The organism is Herbaspirillum sp. C7C8 (genome assembly GCF_022627875.1).
Lineage (GTDB): Bacteria > Pseudomonadota > Gammaproteobacteria > Burkholderiales > Burkholderiaceae_D > Herbaspirillum.
Map to the genome: position 1 here is coordinate 1 of NZ_JABXGG010000032.1, position 21,219 is coordinate 21,219.

The 21,219-nt window shown below is 61.7% G+C and carries 20 protein-coding genes; 9 read left to right on the forward strand and 11 right to left on the reverse strand.

Annotated elements, in window-relative coordinates:
* The first annotated feature begins 39 nt into the window (after positions 1 to 39).
* Positions 40 to 210 (forward strand): cytochrome bd-I oxidase subunit CydX, encoded by a 171-nt coding sequence (gene cydX / locus HWE01_RS21950; RefSeq protein WP_008330178.1) that lies wholly within the window; start codon positions 40 to 42, stop codon positions 208 to 210.
* Positions 211 to 289: 79 nt separating this feature from the next.
* Positions 290 to 805 carry a DUF2867 domain-containing protein gene (locus HWE01_RS21955; protein WP_241822884.1) on the forward strand — a complete coding sequence of 172 codons (516 nt, stop codon included), beginning with the start codon at positions 290 to 292 and terminating at the stop codon, positions 803 to 805.
* Between the two features lie 111 nt (positions 806 to 916).
* Here the strand turns inward: HWE01_RS21955 and HWE01_RS21960 are convergent, their stop codons facing one another.
* Both HWE01_RS21960 and HWE01_RS21965 read right to left on the reverse strand, forming a co-directional pair.
* Positions 917 to 1,351: an organic hydroperoxide resistance protein gene (locus tag HWE01_RS21960; RefSeq protein WP_008330181.1), complete on the reverse strand. Its 435-nt coding sequence runs from the start codon at positions 1,349 to 1,351 to the stop codon at positions 917 to 919.
* Between the two features lie 237 nt (positions 1,352 to 1,588).
* Positions 1,589 to 2,074, reverse strand: a complete 486-nt coding sequence (locus HWE01_RS21965; RefSeq protein ID WP_008330183.1) for a MarR family winged helix-turn-helix transcriptional regulator — start codon at positions 2,072 to 2,074, stop codon at positions 1,589 to 1,591.
* A 131-nt stretch (positions 2,075 to 2,205) separates the two neighbouring features.
* Between HWE01_RS21965 and earP the strand changes: the two genes are divergently transcribed.
* On the forward strand, positions 2,206 to 3,399 hold the full coding sequence (gene earP / locus HWE01_RS21970) for an elongation factor P maturation arginine rhamnosyltransferase EarP (protein WP_241822885.1): 1,194 nt from the start codon (positions 2,206 to 2,208) through the stop codon (positions 3,397 to 3,399).
* Positions 3,400 to 3,515: 116 nt separating this feature from the next.
* Entirely contained in the window at positions 3,516 to 4,091 is a 576-nt protein-coding gene (locus tag HWE01_RS21975; protein WP_241822886.1) for an elongation factor P, read from the forward strand.
* A gap of 83 nt (positions 4,092 to 4,174) precedes the next feature.
* On the opposite strand, the gene HWE01_RS21980 is transcribed toward HWE01_RS21975, so the two are convergent.
* Positions 4,175 to 5,011, reverse strand: coding sequence for a FadR/GntR family transcriptional regulator (locus HWE01_RS21980; protein WP_008330189.1), 837 nt, complete (start codon positions 5,009 to 5,011; stop codon positions 4,175 to 4,177).
* 141 nt (positions 5,012 to 5,152) lie between these two features.
* Here HWE01_RS21980 and denD point away from each other — a divergent pair, with 141 nt between their 5' ends.
* Entirely contained in the window at positions 5,153 to 6,127 is a 975-nt protein-coding gene (gene denD, locus HWE01_RS21985; protein WP_008330191.1) for a D-erythronate dehydrogenase, read from the forward strand.
* A gap of 79 nt (positions 6,128 to 6,206) precedes the next feature.
* Here denD and mmsB read toward each other — a convergent pair whose 3' ends face one another.
* The 3 genes from mmsB to HWE01_RS22000 all read right to left on the reverse strand — a co-directional run bounded on the left by mmsB (position 6,207) and on the right by HWE01_RS22000 (position 9,916).
* The gene (gene mmsB / locus HWE01_RS21990; protein WP_175343694.1) at positions 6,207 to 7,100 is read right to left on the reverse strand and encodes a 3-hydroxyisobutyrate dehydrogenase; all 894 of its coding nucleotides are present in this window, start codon (positions 7,098 to 7,100) and stop codon (positions 6,207 to 6,209) included.
* 10 nt (positions 7,101 to 7,110) lie between these two features.
* Positions 7,111 to 8,619 (reverse strand): CoA-acylating methylmalonate-semialdehyde dehydrogenase, encoded by a 1,509-nt coding sequence (locus HWE01_RS21995; RefSeq protein WP_048348593.1) that lies wholly within the window; start codon positions 8,617 to 8,619, stop codon positions 7,111 to 7,113.
* Between the two features lie 64 nt (positions 8,620 to 8,683).
* Positions 8,684 to 9,916 (reverse strand): ABC transporter substrate-binding protein, encoded by a 1,233-nt coding sequence (locus HWE01_RS22000; protein ID WP_008330194.1) that lies wholly within the window; start codon positions 9,914 to 9,916, stop codon positions 8,684 to 8,686.
* 209 nt (positions 9,917 to 10,125) lie between these two features.
* Between HWE01_RS22000 and HWE01_RS22005 the strand changes: the two genes are divergently transcribed.
* The 4 genes from HWE01_RS22005 to HWE01_RS22020 all read left to right on the forward strand — a co-directional run bounded on the left by HWE01_RS22005 (position 10,126) and on the right by HWE01_RS22020 (position 12,838).
* Positions 10,126 to 11,043, forward strand: a complete 918-nt coding sequence (locus tag HWE01_RS22005) for a LysR family transcriptional regulator (RefSeq protein ID WP_241822887.1) — start codon at positions 10,126 to 10,128, stop codon at positions 11,041 to 11,043.
* Positions 11,044 to 11,135: 92 nt separating this feature from the next.
* A complete protein-coding gene (locus tag HWE01_RS22010; protein WP_008330196.1) occupies positions 11,136 to 11,717 on the forward strand; it encodes a DJ-1/PfpI family protein in 582 nt (193 codons plus the stop codon).
* Positions 11,718 to 11,870: 153 nt separating this feature from the next.
* A complete protein-coding gene (locus HWE01_RS22015) occupies positions 11,871 to 12,458 on the forward strand; it encodes an RNA polymerase sigma factor (protein WP_008330198.1) in 588 nt (195 codons plus the stop codon).
* The gene (locus HWE01_RS22020) at positions 12,458 to 12,838 is read left to right on the forward strand and encodes a hypothetical protein (RefSeq protein ID WP_241822888.1); all 381 of its coding nucleotides are present in this window, start codon (positions 12,458 to 12,460) and stop codon (positions 12,836 to 12,838) included. The genes HWE01_RS22015 and HWE01_RS22020 overlap by 1 nt, the downstream gene beginning before the upstream one ends.
* A gap of 29 nt (positions 12,839 to 12,867) precedes the next feature.
* Here the strand turns inward: HWE01_RS22020 and HWE01_RS22025 are convergent, their stop codons facing one another.
* The 5 genes from HWE01_RS22025 to HWE01_RS22045 form a co-directional block, all read right to left on the reverse strand.
* Positions 12,868 to 14,121, reverse strand: coding sequence for an FAD-dependent oxidoreductase (locus tag HWE01_RS22025; protein WP_241822889.1), 1,254 nt, complete (start codon positions 14,119 to 14,121; stop codon positions 12,868 to 12,870).
* Positions 14,122 to 14,123: 2 nt separating this feature from the next.
* Positions 14,124 to 14,927 carry an enoyl-CoA hydratase-related protein gene (locus HWE01_RS22030; RefSeq protein ID WP_241822890.1) on the reverse strand — a complete coding sequence of 268 codons (804 nt, stop codon included), beginning with the start codon at positions 14,925 to 14,927 and terminating at the stop codon, positions 14,124 to 14,126.
* 162 nt (positions 14,928 to 15,089) lie between these two features.
* The gene (locus HWE01_RS22035) at positions 15,090 to 16,160 is read right to left on the reverse strand and encodes a DUF6708 domain-containing protein (RefSeq protein ID WP_241822891.1); all 1,071 of its coding nucleotides are present in this window, start codon (positions 16,158 to 16,160) and stop codon (positions 15,090 to 15,092) included.
* A 17-nt stretch (positions 16,161 to 16,177) separates the two neighbouring features.
* Positions 16,178 to 19,648, reverse strand: a complete 3,471-nt coding sequence (locus tag HWE01_RS22040) for a T6SS effector BTH_I2691 family protein (protein ID WP_241822892.1) — start codon at positions 19,646 to 19,648, stop codon at positions 16,178 to 16,180.
* Positions 19,649 to 19,683: 35 nt separating this feature from the next.
* On the reverse strand, positions 19,684 to 20,703 hold the full coding sequence (locus tag HWE01_RS22045) for a hypothetical protein (RefSeq protein ID WP_241822893.1): 1,020 nt from the start codon (positions 20,701 to 20,703) through the stop codon (positions 19,684 to 19,686).
* Positions 20,704 to 21,219 lie beyond the last annotated feature (516 nt).

The window sequence follows — 21,219 nt, forward strand, 5'->3', positions numbered from 1 at the left end:
TGATTACGCGCAATCGCAAACTGCAACGAGGAGAACATCATGTGGTATTTCGCCTGGATACTCGGCATCGGCCTGGCGCTGGCCTTCGGCATCATCAACGTCATGTGGCTGGAAGCCAACTATGCCTTCGGCCGTCGCAAGGCCGAGGAAACCCACGAACGCTTCGCCAGCGCCCGTGCGGCGGAAAAGCAGCGGCGCAACGGCAGGTAAGTTCGCGTGATCGTGTAATCCCGCGAGCAAGGCCGGCAGCGTCGCTGCCGGCTTTTTTTCAACTTGCCTGGAGATCATCATGCCCGCCGCCCCTGCCCCGCACGCCGAAGAAGTCGCCCCCGCAGCCCGTCACTGGGCCCTGTTGCCAGGTGCCGGTTTCGCCGACAGCTACCGCATCCGCCTCACGCCGCAACTGGCGCAATTGAACAGCACCGAGATCGCCGAACGCATGATGGCCTCGCAGCCGGCCTGGATCAGCGCCTTGATGCAGTTGCGCGATCGCCTGGTGGCGCCGCTGGGTCTCAAGCGCGCCGGCGACCATGGTGCGCCGGCGGGCTTTCCGCTGCTGCTGGCCGAACCGGCGCGCGTGGTCATGGGGCTCGATGACAGCCATCTGGATTTCCGTCTGTGCGTGGAAAAATCTCCCGATACGGCGGCGCAAGCGGCAGACGATCAGTGGCTCATCGTGACCACCGTCGTACGCACCAAGCGCTGGCTGGGCAAGCTCTACCTGGCCGCGATCATGCCCTTTCATCGCTGCATCGCGCGTACCTTGCTGCAAGGCTTGCTGCGCCACGAACATCGGGCCTGCTGAAACACCTTCCAACGCAACAACGCCGCGGCGACCTCAGGGACGCAGCGGCGTTTTCTTTCAGACTGACCAGCGCAGGCAGGAGCCGTGTCGGCCCCGCCTCGCCTGAAGGCATTACACCAGGTTCAGGGTCACGTTGATGTTGTCGCGGGTGGCGTTGGAGTACGGGCACACCTGGTGCGCCTTGTTCACCAGATCCTGCGCCACGGCACGGTCCACGCCCGGCAGCGAGATGTTCAGTTCGGCTTCGATGCCGAAACCTTGCGGAATCTGGCCGATGCCGACCTTGCCGGTGATGCTGGCGTCCGCAGGCAGGGCCACCTTGGCCTGGCCGGCGACGAACTTGAGCGCGCCCAGGAAGCAAGCCGAGTAACCGGCGGCGAACAGTTGTTCCGGGTTGGTGCCGTTACCACCGGCGCCGCCCAGTTCCTTGGGGGTGGACAGCTTGACGTCCAGGACGCCGTCGGAGGACTTGGCCGAACCTTCACGGCCGCCAGTGGCGGTAGCGGTGGCGGTGTAGAGGGCTTTTTCGATCTTGTTCGAGGGCATGGTATTTCCTTTCAAAGTTCAGGTTGTCGTCACCCTTGCGGGTTTCGTTTGAGGGGTGGGATGTCGAAAGATTCGCTTTCGTTCTTTCGTTCATCACCGGCTTGCCAGATTGTCTTGCTGCTTCACTTCCAATGCTGCGGTGCTGCGTTCTTGCGACCTTCCCTGCGGCGGCGTCAACGATATAAATAATTAACTATATTATTGCGCACAATATAAACCACAAAGCTTGTTACATTTTCATTCATTTTCGGCGTCGACCAGGCCCTTGCGGACCTGCTTCAATTCCACCACCAGCGCCTTGATCCGGTCCAGCGCGGGCAGCATGCAGCTCATCTGCTGGGGTACGGCCTTGGCCTTTTCCCGCAGGGCGCGACCGGCCTCGCTCAGGCTCACGACCACCCGGCGCTCATCGCCGGCATCGCGGTTGCGGTGAAGCAAACCCATGCTTTCCATGCGCTTGAGCAGGGGGGTCAGCGTACCAGAATCCAGAAACAGACGCGTGCCCAGCTCCGAGACGGTGATGCCATCCCTTTCCCACAGCACCAGCATCACCAGATATTGCGGATAGGTGATCTCCAGCGGGGCCAGGATCTGCTTGTACGCCTTGGTCATGGCCAGCGACGCCGAATACATCGCGAAACACAGCTGATTGTCCAGAAGCAGGGCTTCGTCCATCAGTGCGTCGGGGAGATTCGTTGTCTGCGTCTTGTCCATGTGCTGCATATTAAACTGCTCAAAATTGAATTGCAAGCTATTTAATTTGAAAAAATTTGTCCAACTCGTTCATTTCCCTTCATCCGCCACGCGGCCAAGCCGGTATCATGCGGCCTGCTTCTGCTTTTTTCTGCATATCGATGAATTCCCACCCCAATCCCCTGCGCTCACTGGACCTGTTCTGCAAGGTCGTCGACAACTACGGCGATATCGGCATCTGCTGGCGCCTGGCGCGGCAGCTGGCGCACGAGCACGGGCTGGCGGTGCGGCTGTGGGTGGATGACCTGGTGAGCTTCCGGCGCATCTGGCCCACGGTAGACACGCAGGCGCATGCGCAAGAGCTCAGCGGCGTGACGGTCCTGCACTGGCGTGGCCAGGATGGCCAGTTCACGCCGGACGACGTGGCCGATATCGTCATTGAATTCTTCGGCTGCGAGATTCCGCCCGGCTATGTGGAAGCCATGGCACAGCGCTCGCCCAAACCCGTCTGGTTCAACCTGGAAGGCTTGTCAGCCGAAGCCTGGGTCGAAGGCTGCCACACCCTGCCCTCCCCGCATCGCGCGCTGAAGCTGACCAAGTATTTCTTCTTTCCCGGCTTCAATGAGCGCACCGGCGGGCTCAGCTTCGAAGCCGACCTGCAAGCCCGACGGCAGGCCTTCCTGGCCGCGAACGAAGGACCGGCCTTCCTGGCCAGGCTGGGCGTGACACCAGAGCAGGCGCAGGCCTGCAAGGTCTCGCTGTTCTGCTACGACTACGCCCCGATCCCCGAATTGTTTGCGGCCTGGCAAGCTTCGCCGGCCCCCATCACCTGCCTGGTGCCGGAAGACGTGGGACGCGCTGCGATCGAGGCCTTCTTTGGCACGCCGATGCGCGCCGGCAGGGTGGCGACACAAGGTGCATTGACCGTGCGCGTGCTGCCCTTCGTGCCGCAGACGGATTACGACAAACTGTTGTGGAGCTGCGATCTCAATTTCGTGCGGGGTGAAGATTCCTTCGTACGGGCCCAATGGGCCGCTCGCCCTTTCATCTGGAACATCTACCACCAGGACAAAAACCTGCACCACACCAAGCTCAATGCCTTCCTGAACATCTATGACCCGGCCACACCGGCCGTGGCCGACCTCAACCGCGCCTGGAACGGCGCCTGTCCGGGTGAGCCGGACTGGCACGCCATCTGGCAAACCCTGCAAACGCAGTTGCCGGCATTGAACGGGCAAGCAGAACAATGGGTACAGAAGATGTTGGCAAATGGCGACTGGATGAACAATTTGCTGAGCTTCGCCGCGCGACTGGCCGCCGAAGACTGGAAGACTGCCGAAAATGGGTTAAAATAGCGGGCTATCGTTTTAACTAACGCAATTTGGAATTCAATCGAACGTGGGCTTGCGGTGAAGTTTTACCAGTGGGCTACTGACAGTTTGAAAAAACCTACTTTTCACGACACATCGCTATGAAATTTGCAAAAGAAATCCGCGTCGGCAACATCATTATGGTCGACAGCAAGCCCATGATCGTCCTGCGCTCGGACGTCAACGGTTCTTCCCGCACCGGTTTCACCTACAAGTGGAAGATGAAGAACCTGCTGACCAACAGCCCGCTGGAAAGCGTCTTCCGTGGCGACGACAAGTTCGACGTCGTGGTGCTGGACAAGAAGCCGGTGACCTACTCCTACTTCGCTGACCCGCTGTTCGTCTTCATGGATGAAGAGTACAACCAGTACGAAATCGAAGGCGAGGACATGGGCGACGCCATCGGTTACCTGAAGGATGGCATGCAGTGCGAAGCCGTCTTCTACGAAGGCAAGGCCATCTCGGTCGAAATGCCGACCACCATCGTGCGCAAGGTTGCCTACTCGGAACCGGCCGTCAAGGGCAACACCTCGGGCAACGTCCTGAAGGAAGCCAAGATCGAAAACGCCATCGAAGCCAACCAGATCACCGTGATGGTGCCGCTGTTCGTGAGCCAGGATGACGACATCGAAATCGACACCCGCACCAACGAATACAAGAAGGTCGTGCGCGGCTGATCATTGCCGGTGCCAATAAAAAACGCTGCCTGGTGCAGCGTTTTTTTATGCCTGTTTTCCGGGCAGCAAATGAAGCGCCGAGCTCACCCTCCACTCCTCACCCGCGCCAGATCCCGCGCCGCCGCCTGCCCTTGTGCACTGGCCCAGAAAGCCTTGTCGGCCGCCTGCAGACGCTGGGCGGAATTCTCCATGTGACGCAAGGCCGCCGCCCGGGCGGCCTCGGCATTGCCGTCGCTGATGGCTTGCGCCAGCGCCGCATGTTCGGCGCGCACCTGCTGCACGAACTCGCTGCTGCGCGCCTCGTTCATGCGCGCCACCCGGATGGCGGCGTGCAGGAACTGGCTCAGGAACTGCACCAGCGAGGTATAGAGCGGATTGTGCGAGGCATTGGAAATGGCGGCATGGAAGGCAAAATCTTCCTGCACGCCATCGCGCCCCGCCGCTGCTGCCGTATCGATGTCCTGCAAGGCTTGCCGGATCGCCAGGTTCTGCGCCCGCGTGCGGCGCTGCGCCGCCAGGGCCGCCATCTCCCCTTCCACCCCGCGCCGCAGCTCGATGACCCGCAGCACCGCCTGGATGGAGTCGCGGCCGTCATCCACCTTCAGATCCAGCCGGAACGGCGTGGCCTGCGTGACCGGTAGCACTACCGTGCCACTGCCCCGGCGCGAACCGACCAGGCCCTCGGATTTCAGGCGCGAGATGGCTTCGCGAATCACCGTGCGGCTGACCGAAAAACGTTCCGTCAACTCCATCTCCGACGGCAGCCGCGCATCAGGGGCAAATTCCCCGCTGCGAATCTGCTGCGCCAGCACGCTGGTGACATGGTCGGCCAGCGTGGTCTTGCCACGCGCGGCCGCCGCCATCGAGCCAAGGGCCGACGCCTGCGGCCTGGAGGAGGATGAAGTCTTCATGGCGCGCATGATACCGCGCAGGCATGGGCTTTTGTGACTTACGCTTCATATTCTCAAAGTTGTATTACAACTTCCGCTATAATGCGCAGCACGGGTTTCGCTCAAGCGTTCATATCCCCCTATTCCGACGACAGATCACGAGGAGAACACATGCACATCGTCATCACCGGCGGCGCCGGTTTCCTGGGTAGCCGACTGGCGCGCCAGCTGCTGCAGCGCGGCACCCTGACCGGCCGCGACGGCCAGCCGCAAGCCATCAAGCGCATCACCCTGCTGGATGTGGTACCGGCGCAGGGTTTCAATGATCCGCGCATCGAAGCCGTCACCGGCGATATCGCCGACGCTGCCGTGATCGAGCGCGTCATCACGCCCGAGACGCAGTCCATCTTCCACCTGGCCGCCATCGTCAGCGGCCACGCCGAGGCCGATTTCGACCTGGGCATGAAGATCAACTTCGACGCCACCCGCGTCATCCTCGAGCGCGCCCGCGCCCTGGGCACCAAGCCGCGCGTGGTCTTTACCAGCTCGGTGGCGGTATTCGGCGGCGAGCTGCCGGCCGTGGTCCCGGACAACACCCTGCTGATGCCGCAGAGCTCCTACGGCGCACAGAAGGTCATGGGCGAACTGCTGGTGCAGGATTATTCGCGCAAGGGTTTCATCGATGGCCGGGCGCTGCGCATGCCGACCATTTCGGTGCGTCCGGGCGCGCCCAACAAGGCGGCTTCCAGCTTCGCCTCGGGCATCATCCGCGAACCTCTCAATGGCCAGCCCTCGGTCTGCCCGGTCACGCCCGATACCCGCATGTGGCTGATGTCGCCGCGCCAGGCCATCGCCAACCTGATCCATGGTCATGAAATCAATGGCGCCGACCTCGGTCTGGCCCGCTTCCTCTCCATCGACGGCTTGTGCGTGACCGTCGGGGAGATGGTCGATGCCCTCGAACAAGTGGCCGGCAAGGAAGTGGCACAACTGATCGAGTGGAAGGAAGACGAAGCCATCAAACGCATCGTCAACTCCTGGCCCGGCGCCTTCGAAGCCAAGCGCGCCAAGGCGCTGGGCTTTACGGCCGATGCCAGCTTCGCCGACATCATCCGTGCCCACATCGAGGATGAAGTGAAGAAATAAGCTGCACATCCGCATGCAGAAAAAGGAAGGGACGGCCCCGCAAGCGGCCGTCCCTTTTTTCTGCCTGCGGGTGTTGGCCTTACTTCGCCTTGCCCAGCATGTTGAAGATGCTGGAGAAGTCCAGCTTGCCGGCACCGTTCATGCTGTGGATGTCGTAGAGGTTGCGGGCGGTAGAGCCCAGCGGAATGGCGCAGTTGGTTGCCAGCGCATTTTCCACCGCCAGACCCAGATCCTTCAACATCAGGTCCACGCCGAAACCGCCGGCATAGTCCTTGGAGGCAGGTGCCGTTTCCATCACACCGGGGCAAGGGTTGTAGACTTCCAGCGCCCAGTTGCGTCCAGAGCTCTTGGACATGATTTCCGAGAGCACCTTGGGATCCATGCCGTTGGCCATGCCCAGGCGGATGGCTTCGGACGTACCGATCATCAGGATGCCCAGCAGCATGTTGTTGCAGACCTTGACGGTCTGGCCGCTGCCGCTGTCCCCTGCGTGATAGATCGCTTTCCCCATCTTTTGCAGATAAGGCTGGGCCGCCTCGAAGGCTTGCCGGCTGCCGCCCACCATGAAGGTCAGTGTGCCTGCCGTGGCGCCATTGGTCCCCCCCGAGACCGGTGCATCGAGCATCTCGAAGCCGCGCGCCCCGGCCGCTGCCGCCACCTTGCGCGCCGCTTCCGGCGCGATGGTGGAGCAGTCGATCAACAGCGCCCCCGGCTTGGCCGAGGCCAGTACGCCAGCCTCGCCCAGGTAGAGGGACTCCACATGCCGGCTGGCCGGCAGCATGGTGATGACGACGTCGGCCTTGGCCACCGCTGCCATGGAATCGGCTTCGGTCTTGCCCCCGCTTGCCACCAGCTTGTCCACACTGGCCTTGACCAGGTCATGTCCACTGACCGAGAAACCGGCCCGGACCAGGTTCTGCGCCATCGGCAAACCCATGTTGCCCAGGCCGATGAAGACGATGTTGGCGCTCATGCTGCTCTCCTTACTTCAGGGTGATGGTGGTGTTGACCTGACCGGCCTCTTCGTCGGGCGCATACCAGCGCGCGGTGACGGTCTTGGTCTGGGTCCAGAAGGTGACGGCCTGCTTGCCGTTGGGGCCGAGGTCGCCCAGCTTGGAAGCGCGCGAACCAGTAAAGCTGAAATAGGCCACCGGCACGGGAATAGGCACGTTGATGCCGACCTGACCGACGTCGATCTCGTTCTGGAACTTGCGCGCCGCATAGCCCGAGCTGGTGAAGATGGAGGTACCGTTCCCATTGGGATTGGCATTGATGAAGGCAATGGCTTCATCCAGCGTGTCCAGTTCGACGATGCACATGGCCGGGCCGAAGATTTCCTGGGTGTAGATATCCATCTCCGGCTTGACGCCAGTGAAGACGGTCGGACCGACGAAATTGCCATTCTCGCTGCCGGCCACCTTGCAGTTGCGACCATCGAGCAGCAACTTGGCACCCTGCTCCACGCCGCTGGCGATGAGGCGTTCGACACGTTCCTTGGCCGCCTTGGAAACCAGCGGGCCGACATCGGCCTTGCGGTCGGTGCCGGGGCCGACCTTCATGGCCTTGGAGCGTTCCACGATTTCCGGAATCCATTCACGCGTCTGGCCCACCAGCACCACCACCGAGTTCGCCATGCAGCGCTGGCCCGCCGCACCGAAGGCCGCGCCCAGCAGGTTGTTGATGGCCTGATCCTTGGGCGCATCGGGCAGCACGATGCAGTGGTTCTTGGCGCCCATCATGCACTGGGCGCGCTTGCCGGCCTCGCTGGCGCGACGGTAGATGTGGGTACCGACATGGGTCGAACCGATGAAGGAGACCGCCTTGATATCAGGATGGTCGCAGATCATGTTGGCCACGTCCGGGCCGCCATGCACCACGTTCAATACGCCCGGCGGCAGGCCGGCCTGGTTGGCCAGTTCGACCAGGAACAGCGACGAGGTCGGATCCTGCTCGGAGGGCTTCAACACGAAGGTATTGCCGCAGGCCACGGCGATGGGGAACATGAAGCAAGGCAGCATCACCGGGAAGTTGAAGGCAGTGATGCCAGCGCCCACGCCCAGCGGCTGGTAGAGCGTATAGACGTCCACGCCCCCGGCCACGTTCTCGGCCAGTTCGCCCAGTTGCAGCGAGGTGATCGAGCAGGCGTGCTCCACCACTTCCAGGCCGCGCATGACTTCACCTTCGGCGTCCGGCAGGGTCTTGCCGTGTTCGCGGGTGATCAGTTCAGCCAGCGGGGCGATGTTCTCGCGCAGCAGTTGCTGGAACTTGAGCATGATACGCATGCGCTGCGCCAGTGAGGTATTGCGCCAGGTCTTGAAGGTTTCCTTGGCGTTGGCCACGGCCCGGTCGACTTCTTCCTTGGTGGCGAAGGGCACGCGGGCTACCACTTCCTGGGTGGCCGGGTTCAATACGTCGCGCCACTCCTTGGAAGTGGACTGCACCTTTTCACCGTTGAGGTACAGGGGAACGTTGGGGATGTTGGCTTGGCTCATTGCGATTTCCATAGTGAAGAGGTGGGGAGAGCAGGGCCGGCAGCACGGCTGCCGGCCAGAGGCATTACTGCTTGACCAGCGGGCAGGCCGCGTCCATCGGACGGAAAGCCTGCTGAGCCGGGATCACCGAGAGCAGCTTCAGGTAATCCCACGGGCCCTTGGACTCGGCCGGGGTCTTGACCTGGTACAGGTACATGTCGTGGATCACGCGCCCATCCGGACGGATGGAGGCATTGCGCATGACGGCATCCGAGATCGGGATTTCGCGCATTTTCTGCGCCACCACCTTCCAGTCGGAGGTCTTGGCGGCTGCACGTGCCTTGAGGAACTGATAGACGCTGGAATACACGCCCGCCTGCACCATGGTCGGCTTGTTGTTCTTGAACTGCGCTTCGAAGCGCTTGGAGAAGGCGCGCGTCTGCTCGTCGTAATCCCAGTAGAAGCCATCGGTATAGACCAGCCCCTGCGCCGCCTCCAGTCCCAGCGCATGCACATCCGACAGGAACACCAGCAGTGCCACCAGGCGCTGGTCCTTGCCGCCGATGGCAAAGGAGCGTGCCTGCTTGATGGCATTGACCACATCGGTGCCGCCATCGGCCAGACCGATCACCTGGGCCTTGGACGCCTGCGCCTGCAGCAGGAAGGAAGAGAAGTCGGAAGCATTCAGCGGATGCCGCACCGAGCCCACCACCGTGCCGCCATTGGCCTTGACCACGTCAGCAGCATCCTTTTCCAGCGAGTGACCGAAGGCGTAGTCCACCGTCACGAAGTACCAGGATTTGTTGCCCAGCTTGGTCAGCGCCGCCGCCGCACCAGCCGCTTGCGAGTAGGTGTCGAACATCCAGTGGAAGCCATTGGGCGCGCATTCTGCCGTGGTCAGCGCACCGGTGGCCGGGCCGCTGTACATGGCAATGCCGCCCTTGTCCTTGATGAGCTTTTGCACCGCCAGGGCGACCGAGGAATTGGTGAGGTCGGCGATGGCCTCGACCTTGTCGCGGTCCAGCCATTCGCGGGCGCGGGTGACGCCAACATCCGGCTTGTTCTGGTTGTCCGCCGAGAGGATCTCGATCTTCATCCCCTTGCACTCATTCTTGAGGCAATCCTCCACCGCCATCTTGGCAGCGACCACCGAGCCCTGCCCACCCATGGCCGAATACGGGCCGGACATGTCGGTGAGCACGCCGATCTTGACGGTGTTGGCGTCCTGCGCCAGGGCGGGAATGGCAGTGGCGCCCAGCGATACCGCACAGGCCACGGCCGCAGCCGTGAGGGAACGGCCGAAAGCGTTCTTGGACATCTTGTCTCCTTGATCTTGTGATTGTTGTCGGACCTGCCCGCGTTCATGGACGGCGGGTCTTGCCGTTGTCTCCTGCCTTGCAGCACCTCTCCTCTCTACGCGGGGTGCCGTCACGGCCCCGCTATTCTGCATGTGCGTATTTATCGATACAATAACCACAAAGACAAAACGCTTTTGCATTGATGCAAATCGCAAATCACGGAGAGCACATGCTGGACTGGGACAACCTCAGGATCTTTCTCGAACTCACGCGCAGCCAGGGCCTGGTGGATGCCGCCAAGAAGCTGGGCATCGACCACTCCACCGTATCGCGGCGCATGAAACGTTTTGAAGAACAGGTCGGCAGCCAGCTGTTTGACCGCAACAATCACGGCTACAAGCTCACCGCGGACGGCTACCGGCTGGTGGAATATGCCGAGCAGGTCGAAAGCACGCTCTACGCCGCCACCGACGAGCTGGGCGGACACAACAGCAAGCTCTCCGGCCAGGTGCGGCTAGGCGCCACCGAAGGTTTCGGCACCTTCGTGCTGGCGCCGCATCTGGCCCACTTCTGCGCCCGCAACCCGCACATCACGGTGGACATGCTGCCCATGCCGCGTTTCGTGAATCTGTCCAAGCATGAAGCCGACATCAGCGTCTCGATCGAGCGGCCCTTGTCGGGTAATTACGTGGTCACAAAACTGTCCGACTATGTTCTGAAGCTTTATGCTTCACGTGACTACCTGGCGCAGCACCCGCCCATTCATACCGTGGATGACCTGGCGCAACACAACTTCATCGGCTACATCGATGATCTGGTCTTCAGTGAAGAATTGCGCTACAAGGATACGGTGGCGCCGGACGCCTTCCGGGCCTTTCGCAGCACCAGCGTGGTGGCGCAATACACGGCGGCCTGTGCCGGCCGGGCGCTGGCCATCCTGCCCTGCTTCCTGGCCCAGCAGTCCGAAGAGCTGGTGCCGGTGCTGCCCGGGGAGATCGCCATCACGCGCACCTTCTGGCTGGTGGCCTCCAGCGAACAACGCCATGTGGCGCGGGTGTCGGCCCTGTGGAGCTACCTGCGCGAGTGCGTGGAACTGAACCGCGACTTCCTGATGGGCCAGTCGCGTCGGATGCGCTGGCTGGAGTGAGACTGGCGGCCAGCCCATCCGCGACGAAATGCGTTTCAACCCGGCCGCCCGGCTCCTCCCCGCGCTGGCGGCCTTATCCCAAGGAGATGACGATGGCTGCAAAGAAGATCCTGCTCTTGACCGGTGATTTCGCCGAGGATTATGAAACCATGGTGCCCTTCCAGGCCCTGCAGATGGTCGGCCACACTGTTCATGCGGTCTGCCCCGGCAAGAAAGCCGGTGACAAGGTGAAGACCGCGATCCACGATTTCGAAGGCGACCAGACCTATACCGAAAAGCCGGGCCACCAGTTCGCCCTCAACGCCAGCTTCGATGAGGTCAGCGCTGCCGCCTACGATGCCCTGGTGGTGGCCGGTGGCCGCGCGCCGGAATATCTGCGCCTGAACCCCAAGGTGATCGAACTGGTGCAAGCCTTCGCCAAGGCCGACAAGCCCATCGCGGCGGTCTGTCACGGCCCGCAGGTGCTGGCGGCGGCCGGTGTGCTGGAAGGCAAGAAGGTGTCGGCCTATCCGGCTTGCGCCCCGGAAGTGAAGCTGGCCGGTGGTCAGTTCGCCGATATCGCCGTGGATGCGGCCATCACCGATGGCAAGCTGGTCACGGCACCGGCGTGGCCGGCGCATCCGGCCTGGCTGGCGCAGTTCCTGCAGGTGCTGGGCACGCGCATCGAGCTGTAAGGCCTGGCGCCTCAAGCGGGGAGCGGCTGCCAAGGGTGGGCGGCTCCCCGCAAACCCGCTGATTTTGCTTGTTTCTTCATTTACCCTTCGCAGTTTCCCCCCTTTTTTTCCTGCTGGCCCACAATATGCCCCGAGATCAACCGTCTTCAGGGCATGCAGCCCATTTCCACCCTCTCCCCGATGAGCGACCAGGACCGCGAGATTACCGCCACCGTCATGCGCGAGCGTAGCCGGCTGGGCGGTTTCATCCGCCGTCGGGTAGCCGACGCCGGTGAGGCCGAAGACATCCTGCAGGAAGTGTTCTACGAGTTCGTCCAGGCCTATCGCCTGCCGGAACCCATCGAGCAGGTCAGCGCCTGGCTGTTCCGGGTGGCGCGCAACCGCATCATCGACCGCTTCCGCAAGAAGAAGGAAGAGCCGCTGCCCGAGGCGCACGACATCGAGGAAGTCGACGGCGCCGAAGATGCCTGGCGGCTGGACTTGGTCCTGCCGGCCAGCGATGGCGGGCCCGAAGCGGCCTATGCCCGTGCGGCGCTGATCGAAGCCTTGCAGGCGGCGCTGGACGAATTGCCGGAGGCGCAGCGCGAAGTCTTCATCGCGCACGAACTTGATGGCCTCAGCTTCAAGGAAATGGCCGCTGCCAGTGGCACCAGCTTGAATACCCTGCTGGCGCGCAAGCGCTATGCAGTCCTGCATCTGCGCGAGCGCTTGCAGGCGGTTTATGACGAATTGGAGATGTAATGGATCAGAACGAGATGCCTCAAAATCCCCCTGCACCGGCACGCCGCGATCGAGGCTTCCGTGGCCGGCGTGATCCGCGCCGCTGGGGCGTGAAGCTGCTGCTGTGCCTGCTGTGCGTGCCCCTGCTGGGTGTGGTGGTGATGCTGCTGTGGAACTGGGTGATGCCGCCGATCTTCCCGGGTGTGGCCGAGATCGGCTTCTGGCGGGCACTGGGATTGCTGGTGCTGTGCCGGGTGCTGTTCGGCGGCTTTCGCGGGCGGCATGGCGGCTGGCATGAGAAGCGCCGCTTCATGCGCGCACGCTGGGAAGCGATGACGCCCGAGGAACGCGAACGCTGCCAGCTGCGCAGCCGCATGTTCTGCCGCCAGGAGCGCAAGTGAAGGAAAACGCCCTCCCTGGCTGAACGCCATCAGCCCAGGGCCGAGGGCTGGGGCGCGATGCTCCAGTCGCGCTCCTGCAAGCCGATCGAGGTGAAGGGATCGACCAGGGTACCGGCCACCATCCGGGCCAGCAGTTGCGGTGCAGGCGGCACCACCGACAAGCGCGCCGCCAATTGGTCGCGCACCCATGGCAACCACACCGAATCGGACTGGTAGAACGGCGTGAACATTGCCGACATCGCCTGGAAGGTCCGCACGTGGCGGCGTCGCGAGGCGGCATAGCGCGGCAGCGCCTGTTCCGGCGTATCGGACTGCTGCAGGGCATGAATCAGCGCCCGTGCATCAAGCAAGGCCATGTTGGCCCCCTGCCCCAACTGCGGGCTGGTCGAGTGGGCGGCATCACCAATGATGGCCAGCCGCTGTCCATACGGCGCAGGCAAGGTGTGATGGCCGTAGCGCGCCAGCGTCATCTGCTCGAAGCCATCGATCTGGGCCAGATAGGGATCACATTCCGGCCACAGCGCATGAATTCCCTCCTTCCATGCTTCCAGCCCCCGTTGCTTGAGCTGCTCCACCTGGTCCGGCTTGGTACTCCAGAAGAAGGCCACCATGGGATCATCCTGCTGCCTCGGACGACCAATGGGCAGCACTCCGATCATGGTGCTGGCGCGGCGATAGCGCTGCACCAGTGAATTGACACCGAACGACAGACCGGGCTGGGCGCGCAAGGAAACCCAGAAGGCGCCATAGGGCAGGCGCTTGGGCTCGCAGGTATTGAGCGCGTAGCGGCGCAGCAGAGAACGGGCACCGCTGGCATCGATGACCAGATCGAAGGGGCCGATGCGGCGGCCGTCCGCAGTCGTGAGGCTGGCACCGGCGCTGCCCTGCTCCAGGCCGTTGATCTCATGGCCGGTTTCGGCTTCGATCCCTTCCCGCTGCGCCGCCTCCTGCAGGACACCGAACAGGGCTGCACGATGGACGGCAATGCCATAGCGTCCGCCGCGCACGGCGTCATATCGCACATCCAGCACCGTCTTGCCGCTGAGGGCGTCGGCCCCGTAGAGGCGGTCGATGCGCTGGCCCAGCGCGGCGATACGCGAGAACAGGCCCAGGTCTTCGAGCACCGTCAGTCCGGTGGGCTGCAGGATCAGGCCGGAACCCACCGGTGCGGCCGTAACGAAGCGTTCCAGCAAGGTGACGCGATGGCCGGCGCGCTTGAGATAGAGCGCCATGGCCAAGCCGGCCGGGCCGGCACCGGCGATGGCTACGTGCATGGATTTCATGCTCATCCTGCAGCAGATGAATTGCGAGTCCAGGCGGGGGCGTCTTTTTCGAGGAATGCGCGCAGGCCTTCCCGCCCTTCAGGGGAGGCACGCAGGTCGGCGATGACGCCGGCCGTGTATTCCGCCAATTCAGGCGTGACCTGCAGCGGATTGGCCACCTGTACCAGTTGCTTGGCGGCGCGCATCGCCTGCGGTCCGTTGGCCAGCAAGGTATCGATCACTTGCAGGACCTTGGCATCCAGTTCCTGGGCCATCACCACTTCATGCACCAGGCCGATGGCGGCGGCGCGAATGGCAGTGAAACGCTCGCCCGAGACGAAGAAGCGGCGCGCCTGCGATACGCCCATCTTGGCGATCACGTAGGGGCTGATGGCGGCCGGAGCCAAGCCCAGTTTGACTTCGGAAAGTGCAAAGAAAGCCGCCTCGGAAGCTACCACGATGTCGCAGCACGAGACCAGGCCAACACCGCCGCCCATGACCGCGCCCTGGACCTTGGCTACCGTCGGCGCCGGGAAGCTGTTGAGGGTTTCCATCAGCAGTGCCAGCTTGCGGGCATCGTGCAGATTGTCCTCGCGCGAGGCATCGGCCATGCGGCGCATCCAGGCCAGGTCGGCGCCGGCGGAGAAGGACTTGCCGGTGGAGGCCAGCAGCAGGACGCGAGTGCGTTTGTCGTCACGCGCCTCGTTGATGAGGACGATCAGGCGGGCGATCAGCTGATCGTCGAAAGCATTGTGGAGATCAGGGCGATTGAGGGTCAACGTGGCCAGGCCACGAGGGTCGATGTCGAGATGGGCGGCTGCGGTCATTTTCGCTCCTGCGATCAGTGGGGTCCTGCAACGAGATTGAAAACAGAGGTGCGGTGGAGGATAGCGCAAAATTCCTGCGGCAAGTGTTACGGGGAAGACAAACACCGACTGGCTGGTCTGGAAAAAATGATGCTGTCGGGGAGCGTTCGAGGGATCGTTGCGCTACCGACGACCTACGCTGGACAGGATTTCTGCTGGCCATTTCGGCTTGCTCTTGAGGTGATAGCAGACCCAGCCCAGCAAGCCATAAGGAATCGTGAACCACAAGAAACAAAGCGCAAACAACTGCGCCAGCAACATGAGGAAAGTAAACGGATATCGCCCCGGACCAATCAGCGGCTGGCTCCAGCACAATGCGCGCAACAGGGAGCTCCCGTGGGGAACGTAGACCTGCTCGCCCTCGTTGAGCAGCGGGCCCTCATGCTGCATGAAGCGGCGGATGTGTTCCCATTGATTCAGCAGCAATTGCACCGCCAGCGAAGACACCGTACCGCCCAAGGGGAATTGCGCGATCACCGTGTCATCTTTCGGGCCCTTGATGACTACGCAGTGTAGTGAAGCGAGAACTTGCGTTTGGTTTTTCGTGACGACGCGCGAGCGACAGACTTGAACTCTCGTGCAAGACCAGTCATAGGACTGGATGTCGTATTTTCCTCCGCCCCATAACGGCAGGAGACTGAAGAGCGAGGTCTTGTCGGTGAAGACATGGACCTTGCCGGCTGCGCGGTCGAAGAGAACTGGAGCGTAGCGGTAGCCGGATATCTCAAGCCGCACGGCGCACCATATCATGAGGCCCAAGATGCACATCAAAAAGAGTCTTATAAAATCCCAAAATATATCTATCTTTCCGTTGACGAGACCGGTGAAAGTCACGGAGAAAAGAAAAACAAAACCTACCGACGAGAATAGAGCGCTAAACATCATCAACCCCGTAATAGACGCGCCTCCATCCGCGTAAGCCAATCCATGCGGATGGACTTCCATGATGAAGTTACCGGAATGCGGTGTACGGCTAACACTCAGGCTATGCGGTGGAAGCAAGATGGCTTCATCACCCAGTCCCTTGAATGCCGGATTTGAATTCAATCCAAAAAACACGTCGCTGGCAGGCTCGCCGGTCCAGTGATACAGGACGAATTCGCTTTCATGCGGCAATATATCGAGCGATACGTCGATATCCTCGGCGGTGGACCTTCTGCGTGATTGTAGTTCGCGGCGATGATTTTTCTTCATGATGAGAATCCCGATAGTTAAACGCGTTTGAGTTCAAAGGCATCTTGGGCAAACGGCGCTCGCGGAACTTCCTCATAAAGGCGGTAAGTCAAATGCGCGGACTGCGCTGCGTTCCAGGTTTTAGCATCCAACGGCATCTTGATATCGAAGACATAGCGTCGGCTGTCTGCATCGAGCACCATCAATGCCGACTCTTCCGCCGTTCGGCCAAGATCTTCCGGCAGCAATTGCAAGGTATAGGCGACCCGTGGCGCCTGTCCTTCATGGACAACCTCAATGCGAGCCTGGAGTACGTTATCGCTGAAGTAATTCTTCGACCAGGTCAGAGACGCCTTGACACCGACTGACAGCGACTGAAAACCCTTCACTTCGGCCGCCAATCCGCGCTCGCTCCACGTCAGCATCTCCTCGAGATTTCTCTTATCGAGCGGCTCTTCAGCCGCTGCGAAGCGTGTTTCGGTACGCTCGCTTTTGCCCCAGTAACAGCGTTTCAAGAAGATTTCGTTCAAGTCGTCTTCAAGGCTCTCAGCATATAGAGCAAGGGCAAAACCGGCGATTCCCAAAAGAATTCCAATTCCTGTAGCAGTCGCGGCAACCATCGTTGCGCTCGTCGCACCGCCCAGTCCGACCACGATGGCTCGTGAAATCACGAATCTCGACACAGTAGCGTTGGCAAAAGCGATAGTGATGCCGCCTGATGCCGAAATAGCAGAGACGCCAAAAAATCCAGCGCTAGCACTGTATGCGTTGGCAGCAGCTCGCTCTCCTCTTGCATTCCTAGAAGAGTATTTTGCTATCGCCGCAACCATATCAAACCCAGAAGCCGCCGCCCCTGCCACCCCCGACAACAGACGCAAAGCGGACGTCGCCATGAGACTGCTGGAAAGCACCAGCTTGTTCCCCGCTCTCCTGATTTCCACCGCCGCTGCAGAAATTCCGAACGCCCCCTCCAGCAAACCAGCGGTACTGCCCATCACGGACATGAGCGTATCCACATAGGCATCTCCTTCCTCCTGATCAAGCTTGTTGAGCGCCGCCGTCAGCGCGGCCATCTGCACAGAGGCCAACACCAGCGTGATCTTCCCCTGACGCGACCAGAGCGCCTGTCGGCCGGCCTTGGCCAGGCTGGCCTGCTCGCCCACCAGCTTGAGCGCGGTGGACTTGGGCAACTGGAAGCGCTCAGACAAATGCCCCAGTTGCCCGTCCCCCACGACCTCGACAAGCTGCTCCTGCTGACGCCCGGCATGCGCCTTCAACTCTGCAAGCTTTCGCTCGGTCACCACCACCGGAAAGTACTCGGGCAACTGCAAGCCGCGCGCCTGGTGCTTGGCCAGCTTGCGCAAGGCATCCCGGCTCTGGTGGCGCGTGGTGCGATCGGTACCGACCTTGGTTTCTATGATCATCCCCAGCGAAGCCGGACGCACGCCCTGCACCATCGCATCCAGCGCCTCGCCGATGGGCAGCTTCACTGAGATCGTCACATACCGTTCGGTAGCAGGATTGATCATCATCTCCATAATGGCGGCGGTGCGGACCTGGATGGTGATGACGCGCTGAACCTGACTGACGTTGGCCACCGGTGCGCCCAGTCTGGTCGCCTGCTTGGGGTCCAGCAAGGTAGCCTGCAAATGGACCGCCTGCTCCTGCACCTGCAACAAGCTATGGACATGCGCTTCATGCAGCTTGCGCTGGCCCTGCAATACCTCCTTGATCGCTTCAGGCAACTGGTTGACCAACCCATTGATCTTTTCGCTGACATCCTTGCGCTTCCCGGGGTCGGAGAGGATGGCCTCGTACAGATCCCATGGTTCCAGCATGGCCCGCTCCAGCCAGGTCACGGGGGCCTCCGGGTCTTTGCCATAAGCCCGCGCCAGTTCCCTGGACGAGCTCACTGAAATCGCGCCGCCGCCCCAGGCCTTCTCCACAGCACCCAACCGGTCCAGATATTCGAACACCTGCTGCACGACGCTGCCATAGGCGCTCGACACAGCGGTGAGGGACAGGTTCTGATCGAAGTCATGGCGCAAGGTCACCGCCAGCGAGCCGCTGGTCAGCCAGCGCACATGGTCGCCATCCAATCGGGCGACATACGTCTCCCAGCGCGCCATGCCCGCCCGAAACTCCTGGCGGAATTGATCAAGCTCCTCCATGCGCAACTTGCCCCGGTAACGCTCGATCCGTGAACGGGCGTTTTGTTCGGCAACGGACTCCAGTTTCTGCTCAATCTGCGCCGGCGGCGGTGTGACGCGATAGGTCCCCGGCTTGCTATCGTTGCGCGTGATCTTGGTCCCAAGTGGGTAGTAGGCTTTGCCACTGACCTGCTCCCGGGCGCGGATCTGCTCAAACTCGGCTTCACTGATGATGTGATGGTGGCGGTAGCCGCCAGCCTCTTGAAGTGTCTTCTGGTCGGCCAGCCGGGTGGCGACGACCCAGCTCTCGATCATCTCGACATGCAAGGCCGAGCGCAGTTTCCAGCTGCGCAAGGGATCAAAGCCGGTACCGTCGGGGTGCGGTCCCCCGGCGGCCCAGGCCTTTTGCGATTCCAGCGCACACAGGCGCAGATGATTGTGCTGCTCGATCACGCCCACGTCATCGGGCAGCATCACCAGCAGCGACTTGTTGACGTACAGCGTGGGATGATCCAGTTTCTCGGCGGCGCGCACCGCCTTGTCCATGGCAGCGGCTTGCCCGAGACGCTCTTTGTCCAGCGGCTTGAGCGCAAATTCGAACCCTTTGACGAAGGCGGCGCCACCCTCCTTCACGAAGTCAGCAACGTGTTGTTCCAGATTGGCTGCATTGAGCGGCAGGCATCCAGATTGGGGAAACTCCCCCTGCTTGATCCACTTTGCTGGATAGATCTCGCGGCCACGCAGCGTGCGCAATTTGTCTTTCCTCACTGCTTTGCCGTCTGGCCCCGGCAGATCCACCATGGGATTATCCGCATAACGCTGCAGTACTGGAGGCGACCACAACCGGGGCGTAAAAGCCAGCCATACGCTCTGTACATCCTTGGCACCGTTGATGCTGATCAGAGGCGCTTCCAGATTGGCTGCCCCGCGCGAACAGGTCTTCGGGGCCGCAGCCGTCAGGAAGCCAGTGACCAGCGCTGCATATTGCTTGACGCTGACCTGGTGCATGATCTTGCGAGTCAGACCGTTGCCCATGACTTGCCAGATATCCCAACGCTGGCTCTGCACGAAGTACAGCATCAGGTAGCCGCTGCGAGCCAGACGCGCCACCGGCACGGTCGCCTCACGCCTGATCCCGGCAAAAACAGGATCAAGCGCGGCTTGCCATTGATAACCGGCACGCTGCAGCGTATTGGCATGCTCCAGCGGTGCGACCGAGGGTGTGACGATGAGCAATTGCAGGTCGGATCGCCGACAGGTCTGACAATTGGCACTCACGCAGAGCGGTGGTGCCCCTGCAGTAGCATTGATTGCATTTCCGATGACCTTTTCGCGGGTCGCGATGGCGGATTCCGTCATGTAGTTTCCTGAGGAGAGAGGCGCAGAACCGGCGCTTATGGAAGCGAGCGTGTGGGCAAGGGGCGGGACCAGCAGCGTAATGGCAGCTCACCGAGACGTTGAGCCAGGCTGTCGCCGTGGCGCGCTGCATCGCTGAGCAGGGCGCCGAATTCGGGGCTTTCGGTGAATTCGGGAGGCATTTGCATCGCGATGAGCACGCACAGCGACAGGTTTTCTCCATCAAGCCCAAATTGCCGCGCACGACTCACCTGGGCGGACAAGCGTTGCAGGGGATGCACGCCAAACTCCATGGCGGTATCCAGACACAAGTCATGCCACTGGGCCAGCAGCCGCTGAACGATCGGTAGATGATCCAGACGCTGCCATTGGGCGTCGTCCAGGTGAAACCCTTGCGGCTGAGGAGCAATGGATGCACCCTCGCCTGCCTCGACGCCAGCAATCGATTGGAGTTGGCCCAGATCATCGTGAAACAGCCAGGTCGCCTCTCCCGCCAGTGCCAACCGCTGGTCTGGCGCAAGCATGGGCCAGAGCGTCTGGAGGCATGTGGCGATGTACCAGGCGATCCAGCGCCGTTGGCCATACTTGCTAACACCAACGGAGGCAGCATTGATTCGCCTGCACAGCTTGGCTGGCTCGTCGGGAGTGATGATCCACGCGCAGACGGCCCGCTCGGCCCGGCCTGGATCATCATTGGCATGCAGTACGTTGACGCGCTGGCCGAGCACGGTTTCCGCGTAGGACTGCGTGATGCCGGCTTCCAGCAGAGGATCATCGATTGGGTTATCGGTCTCGCCAGTTCCTTGCCCGCCAGGAAGACCAACCAGCTGGATCAGACGGGGCAGCTTGTTGAGCGCCCATCGTTGTGCAGCGGTGAAGGCTGGCTGGATCAGCAGCGGCAAGTGCGCATCGGCCTCTGCCAAGGACAAGGGATCATTTAATTCGGGGGCATAGAGCAGATAGAGCCGCGCCTGCCCATGTTGCTGCAGGGAAGAGCTCAATGCGTCAAGGAGGGTACGGCGGAATTCGGATAAGGTGGGTTGGCGGGGAGAACGCATGCTTCGATAGGCACGTGGCGCAAACACTTTAGGGGACGGCCATTTTGTGTTTTTTGCGCCAGGGGATATATCGAAAAGGATCTAGATTTCGGAGTTTCTGAGACGAGAGAAGAAACGGGATGAGGATGGACGTGAAGAAGGGTTCGGCTTTCTAGTGAAGAAAGGGAATCTTCAGATCAGAGGTGAAAGGCGCTAGGTAGGGAAAGCCCGCTTGCGCGGGCTTTCGGTTGGCTGGGTTGGCCTGGATTGCGTTCGGTGCGCGCTCCACCGCCCTCTAACGCTCGCTGCGCGAGCGAGGGATTCGCCCACGTGCCGCGGGCCCGGTTTCGCTTGCAAGCGAAACCCTTCGAATCCCACCCGCGATGTGCTCAAGCACATCGCTAGGGGCCACCAAACAAAAAAGCCCGCATGCGCGGGCTTTCGGCTGGCTGGGGTGGCTTGGATTGCGTTCGGTGCGCGCTCCACCGCCCTCTAACGCTCGCTGCGCGAGCGAGGGATTCGCCCACGTGCCGCGGG

Excerpts from the sequence above, each read along its gene's own strand:
- cydX (WP_008330178.1), top strand. The coding sequence starts at position 40 with ATGTGGTATTTCGCCTGGATACTCGGCATCGGCCTGGCGCTGGCCTTC.
- HWE01_RS21955 (WP_241822884.1), top strand. The coding sequence starts at position 290 with ATGCCCGCCGCCCCTGCCCCGCACGCCGAAGAAGTCGCCCCCGCAGCC.
- HWE01_RS21960 (WP_008330181.1), bottom strand. The coding sequence starts at position 1,351 with ATGCCCTCGAACAAGATCGAAAAAGCCCTCTACACCGCCACCGCTACC.
- HWE01_RS21965 (WP_008330183.1), bottom strand. The coding sequence starts at position 2,074 with ATGCAGCACATGGACAAGACGCAGACAACGAATCTCCCCGACGCACTG.
- earP (WP_241822885.1), top strand. The coding sequence starts at position 2,206 with ATGAATTCCCACCCCAATCCCCTGCGCTCACTGGACCTGTTCTGCAAG.
- HWE01_RS21975 (WP_241822886.1), top strand. The coding sequence starts at position 3,516 with ATGAAATTTGCAAAAGAAATCCGCGTCGGCAACATCATTATGGTCGAC.
- HWE01_RS21980 (WP_008330189.1), bottom strand. The coding sequence starts at position 5,011 with ATGCGCGCCATGAAGACTTCATCCTCCTCCAGGCCGCAGGCGTCGGCC.
- denD (WP_008330191.1), top strand. The coding sequence starts at position 5,153 with ATGCACATCGTCATCACCGGCGGCGCCGGTTTCCTGGGTAGCCGACTG.
- mmsB (WP_175343694.1), bottom strand. The coding sequence starts at position 7,100 with ATGAGCGCCAACATCGTCTTCATCGGCCTGGGCAACATGGGTTTGCCG.
- HWE01_RS21995 (WP_048348593.1), bottom strand. The coding sequence starts at position 8,619 with ATGAGCCAAGCCAACATCCCCAACGTTCCCCTGTACCTCAACGGTGAA.
- HWE01_RS22000 (WP_008330194.1), bottom strand. The coding sequence starts at position 9,916 with ATGTCCAAGAACGCTTTCGGCCGTTCCCTCACGGCTGCGGCCGTGGCC.
- HWE01_RS22005 (WP_241822887.1), top strand. The coding sequence starts at position 10,126 with ATGCTGGACTGGGACAACCTCAGGATCTTTCTCGAACTCACGCGCAGC.
- HWE01_RS22010 (WP_008330196.1), top strand. The coding sequence starts at position 11,136 with ATGGCTGCAAAGAAGATCCTGCTCTTGACCGGTGATTTCGCCGAGGAT.
- HWE01_RS22015 (WP_008330198.1), top strand. The coding sequence starts at position 11,871 with ATGCAGCCCATTTCCACCCTCTCCCCGATGAGCGACCAGGACCGCGAG.
- HWE01_RS22020 (WP_241822888.1), top strand. The coding sequence starts at position 12,458 with ATGGATCAGAACGAGATGCCTCAAAATCCCCCTGCACCGGCACGCCGC.
- HWE01_RS22025 (WP_241822889.1), bottom strand. The coding sequence starts at position 14,121 with ATGAAATCCATGCACGTAGCCATCGCCGGTGCCGGCCCGGCCGGCTTG.
- HWE01_RS22030 (WP_241822890.1), bottom strand. The coding sequence starts at position 14,927 with ATGACCGCAGCCGCCCATCTCGACATCGACCCTCGTGGCCTGGCCACG.
- HWE01_RS22035 (WP_241822891.1), bottom strand. The coding sequence starts at position 16,160 with ATGAAGAAAAATCATCGCCGCGAACTACAATCACGCAGAAGGTCCACC.
- HWE01_RS22040 (WP_241822892.1), bottom strand. The coding sequence starts at position 19,648 with ATGACGGAATCCGCCATCGCGACCCGCGAAAAGGTCATCGGAAATGCA.
- HWE01_RS22045 (WP_241822893.1), bottom strand. The coding sequence starts at position 20,703 with ATGCGTTCTCCCCGCCAACCCACCTTATCCGAATTCCGCCGTACCCTC.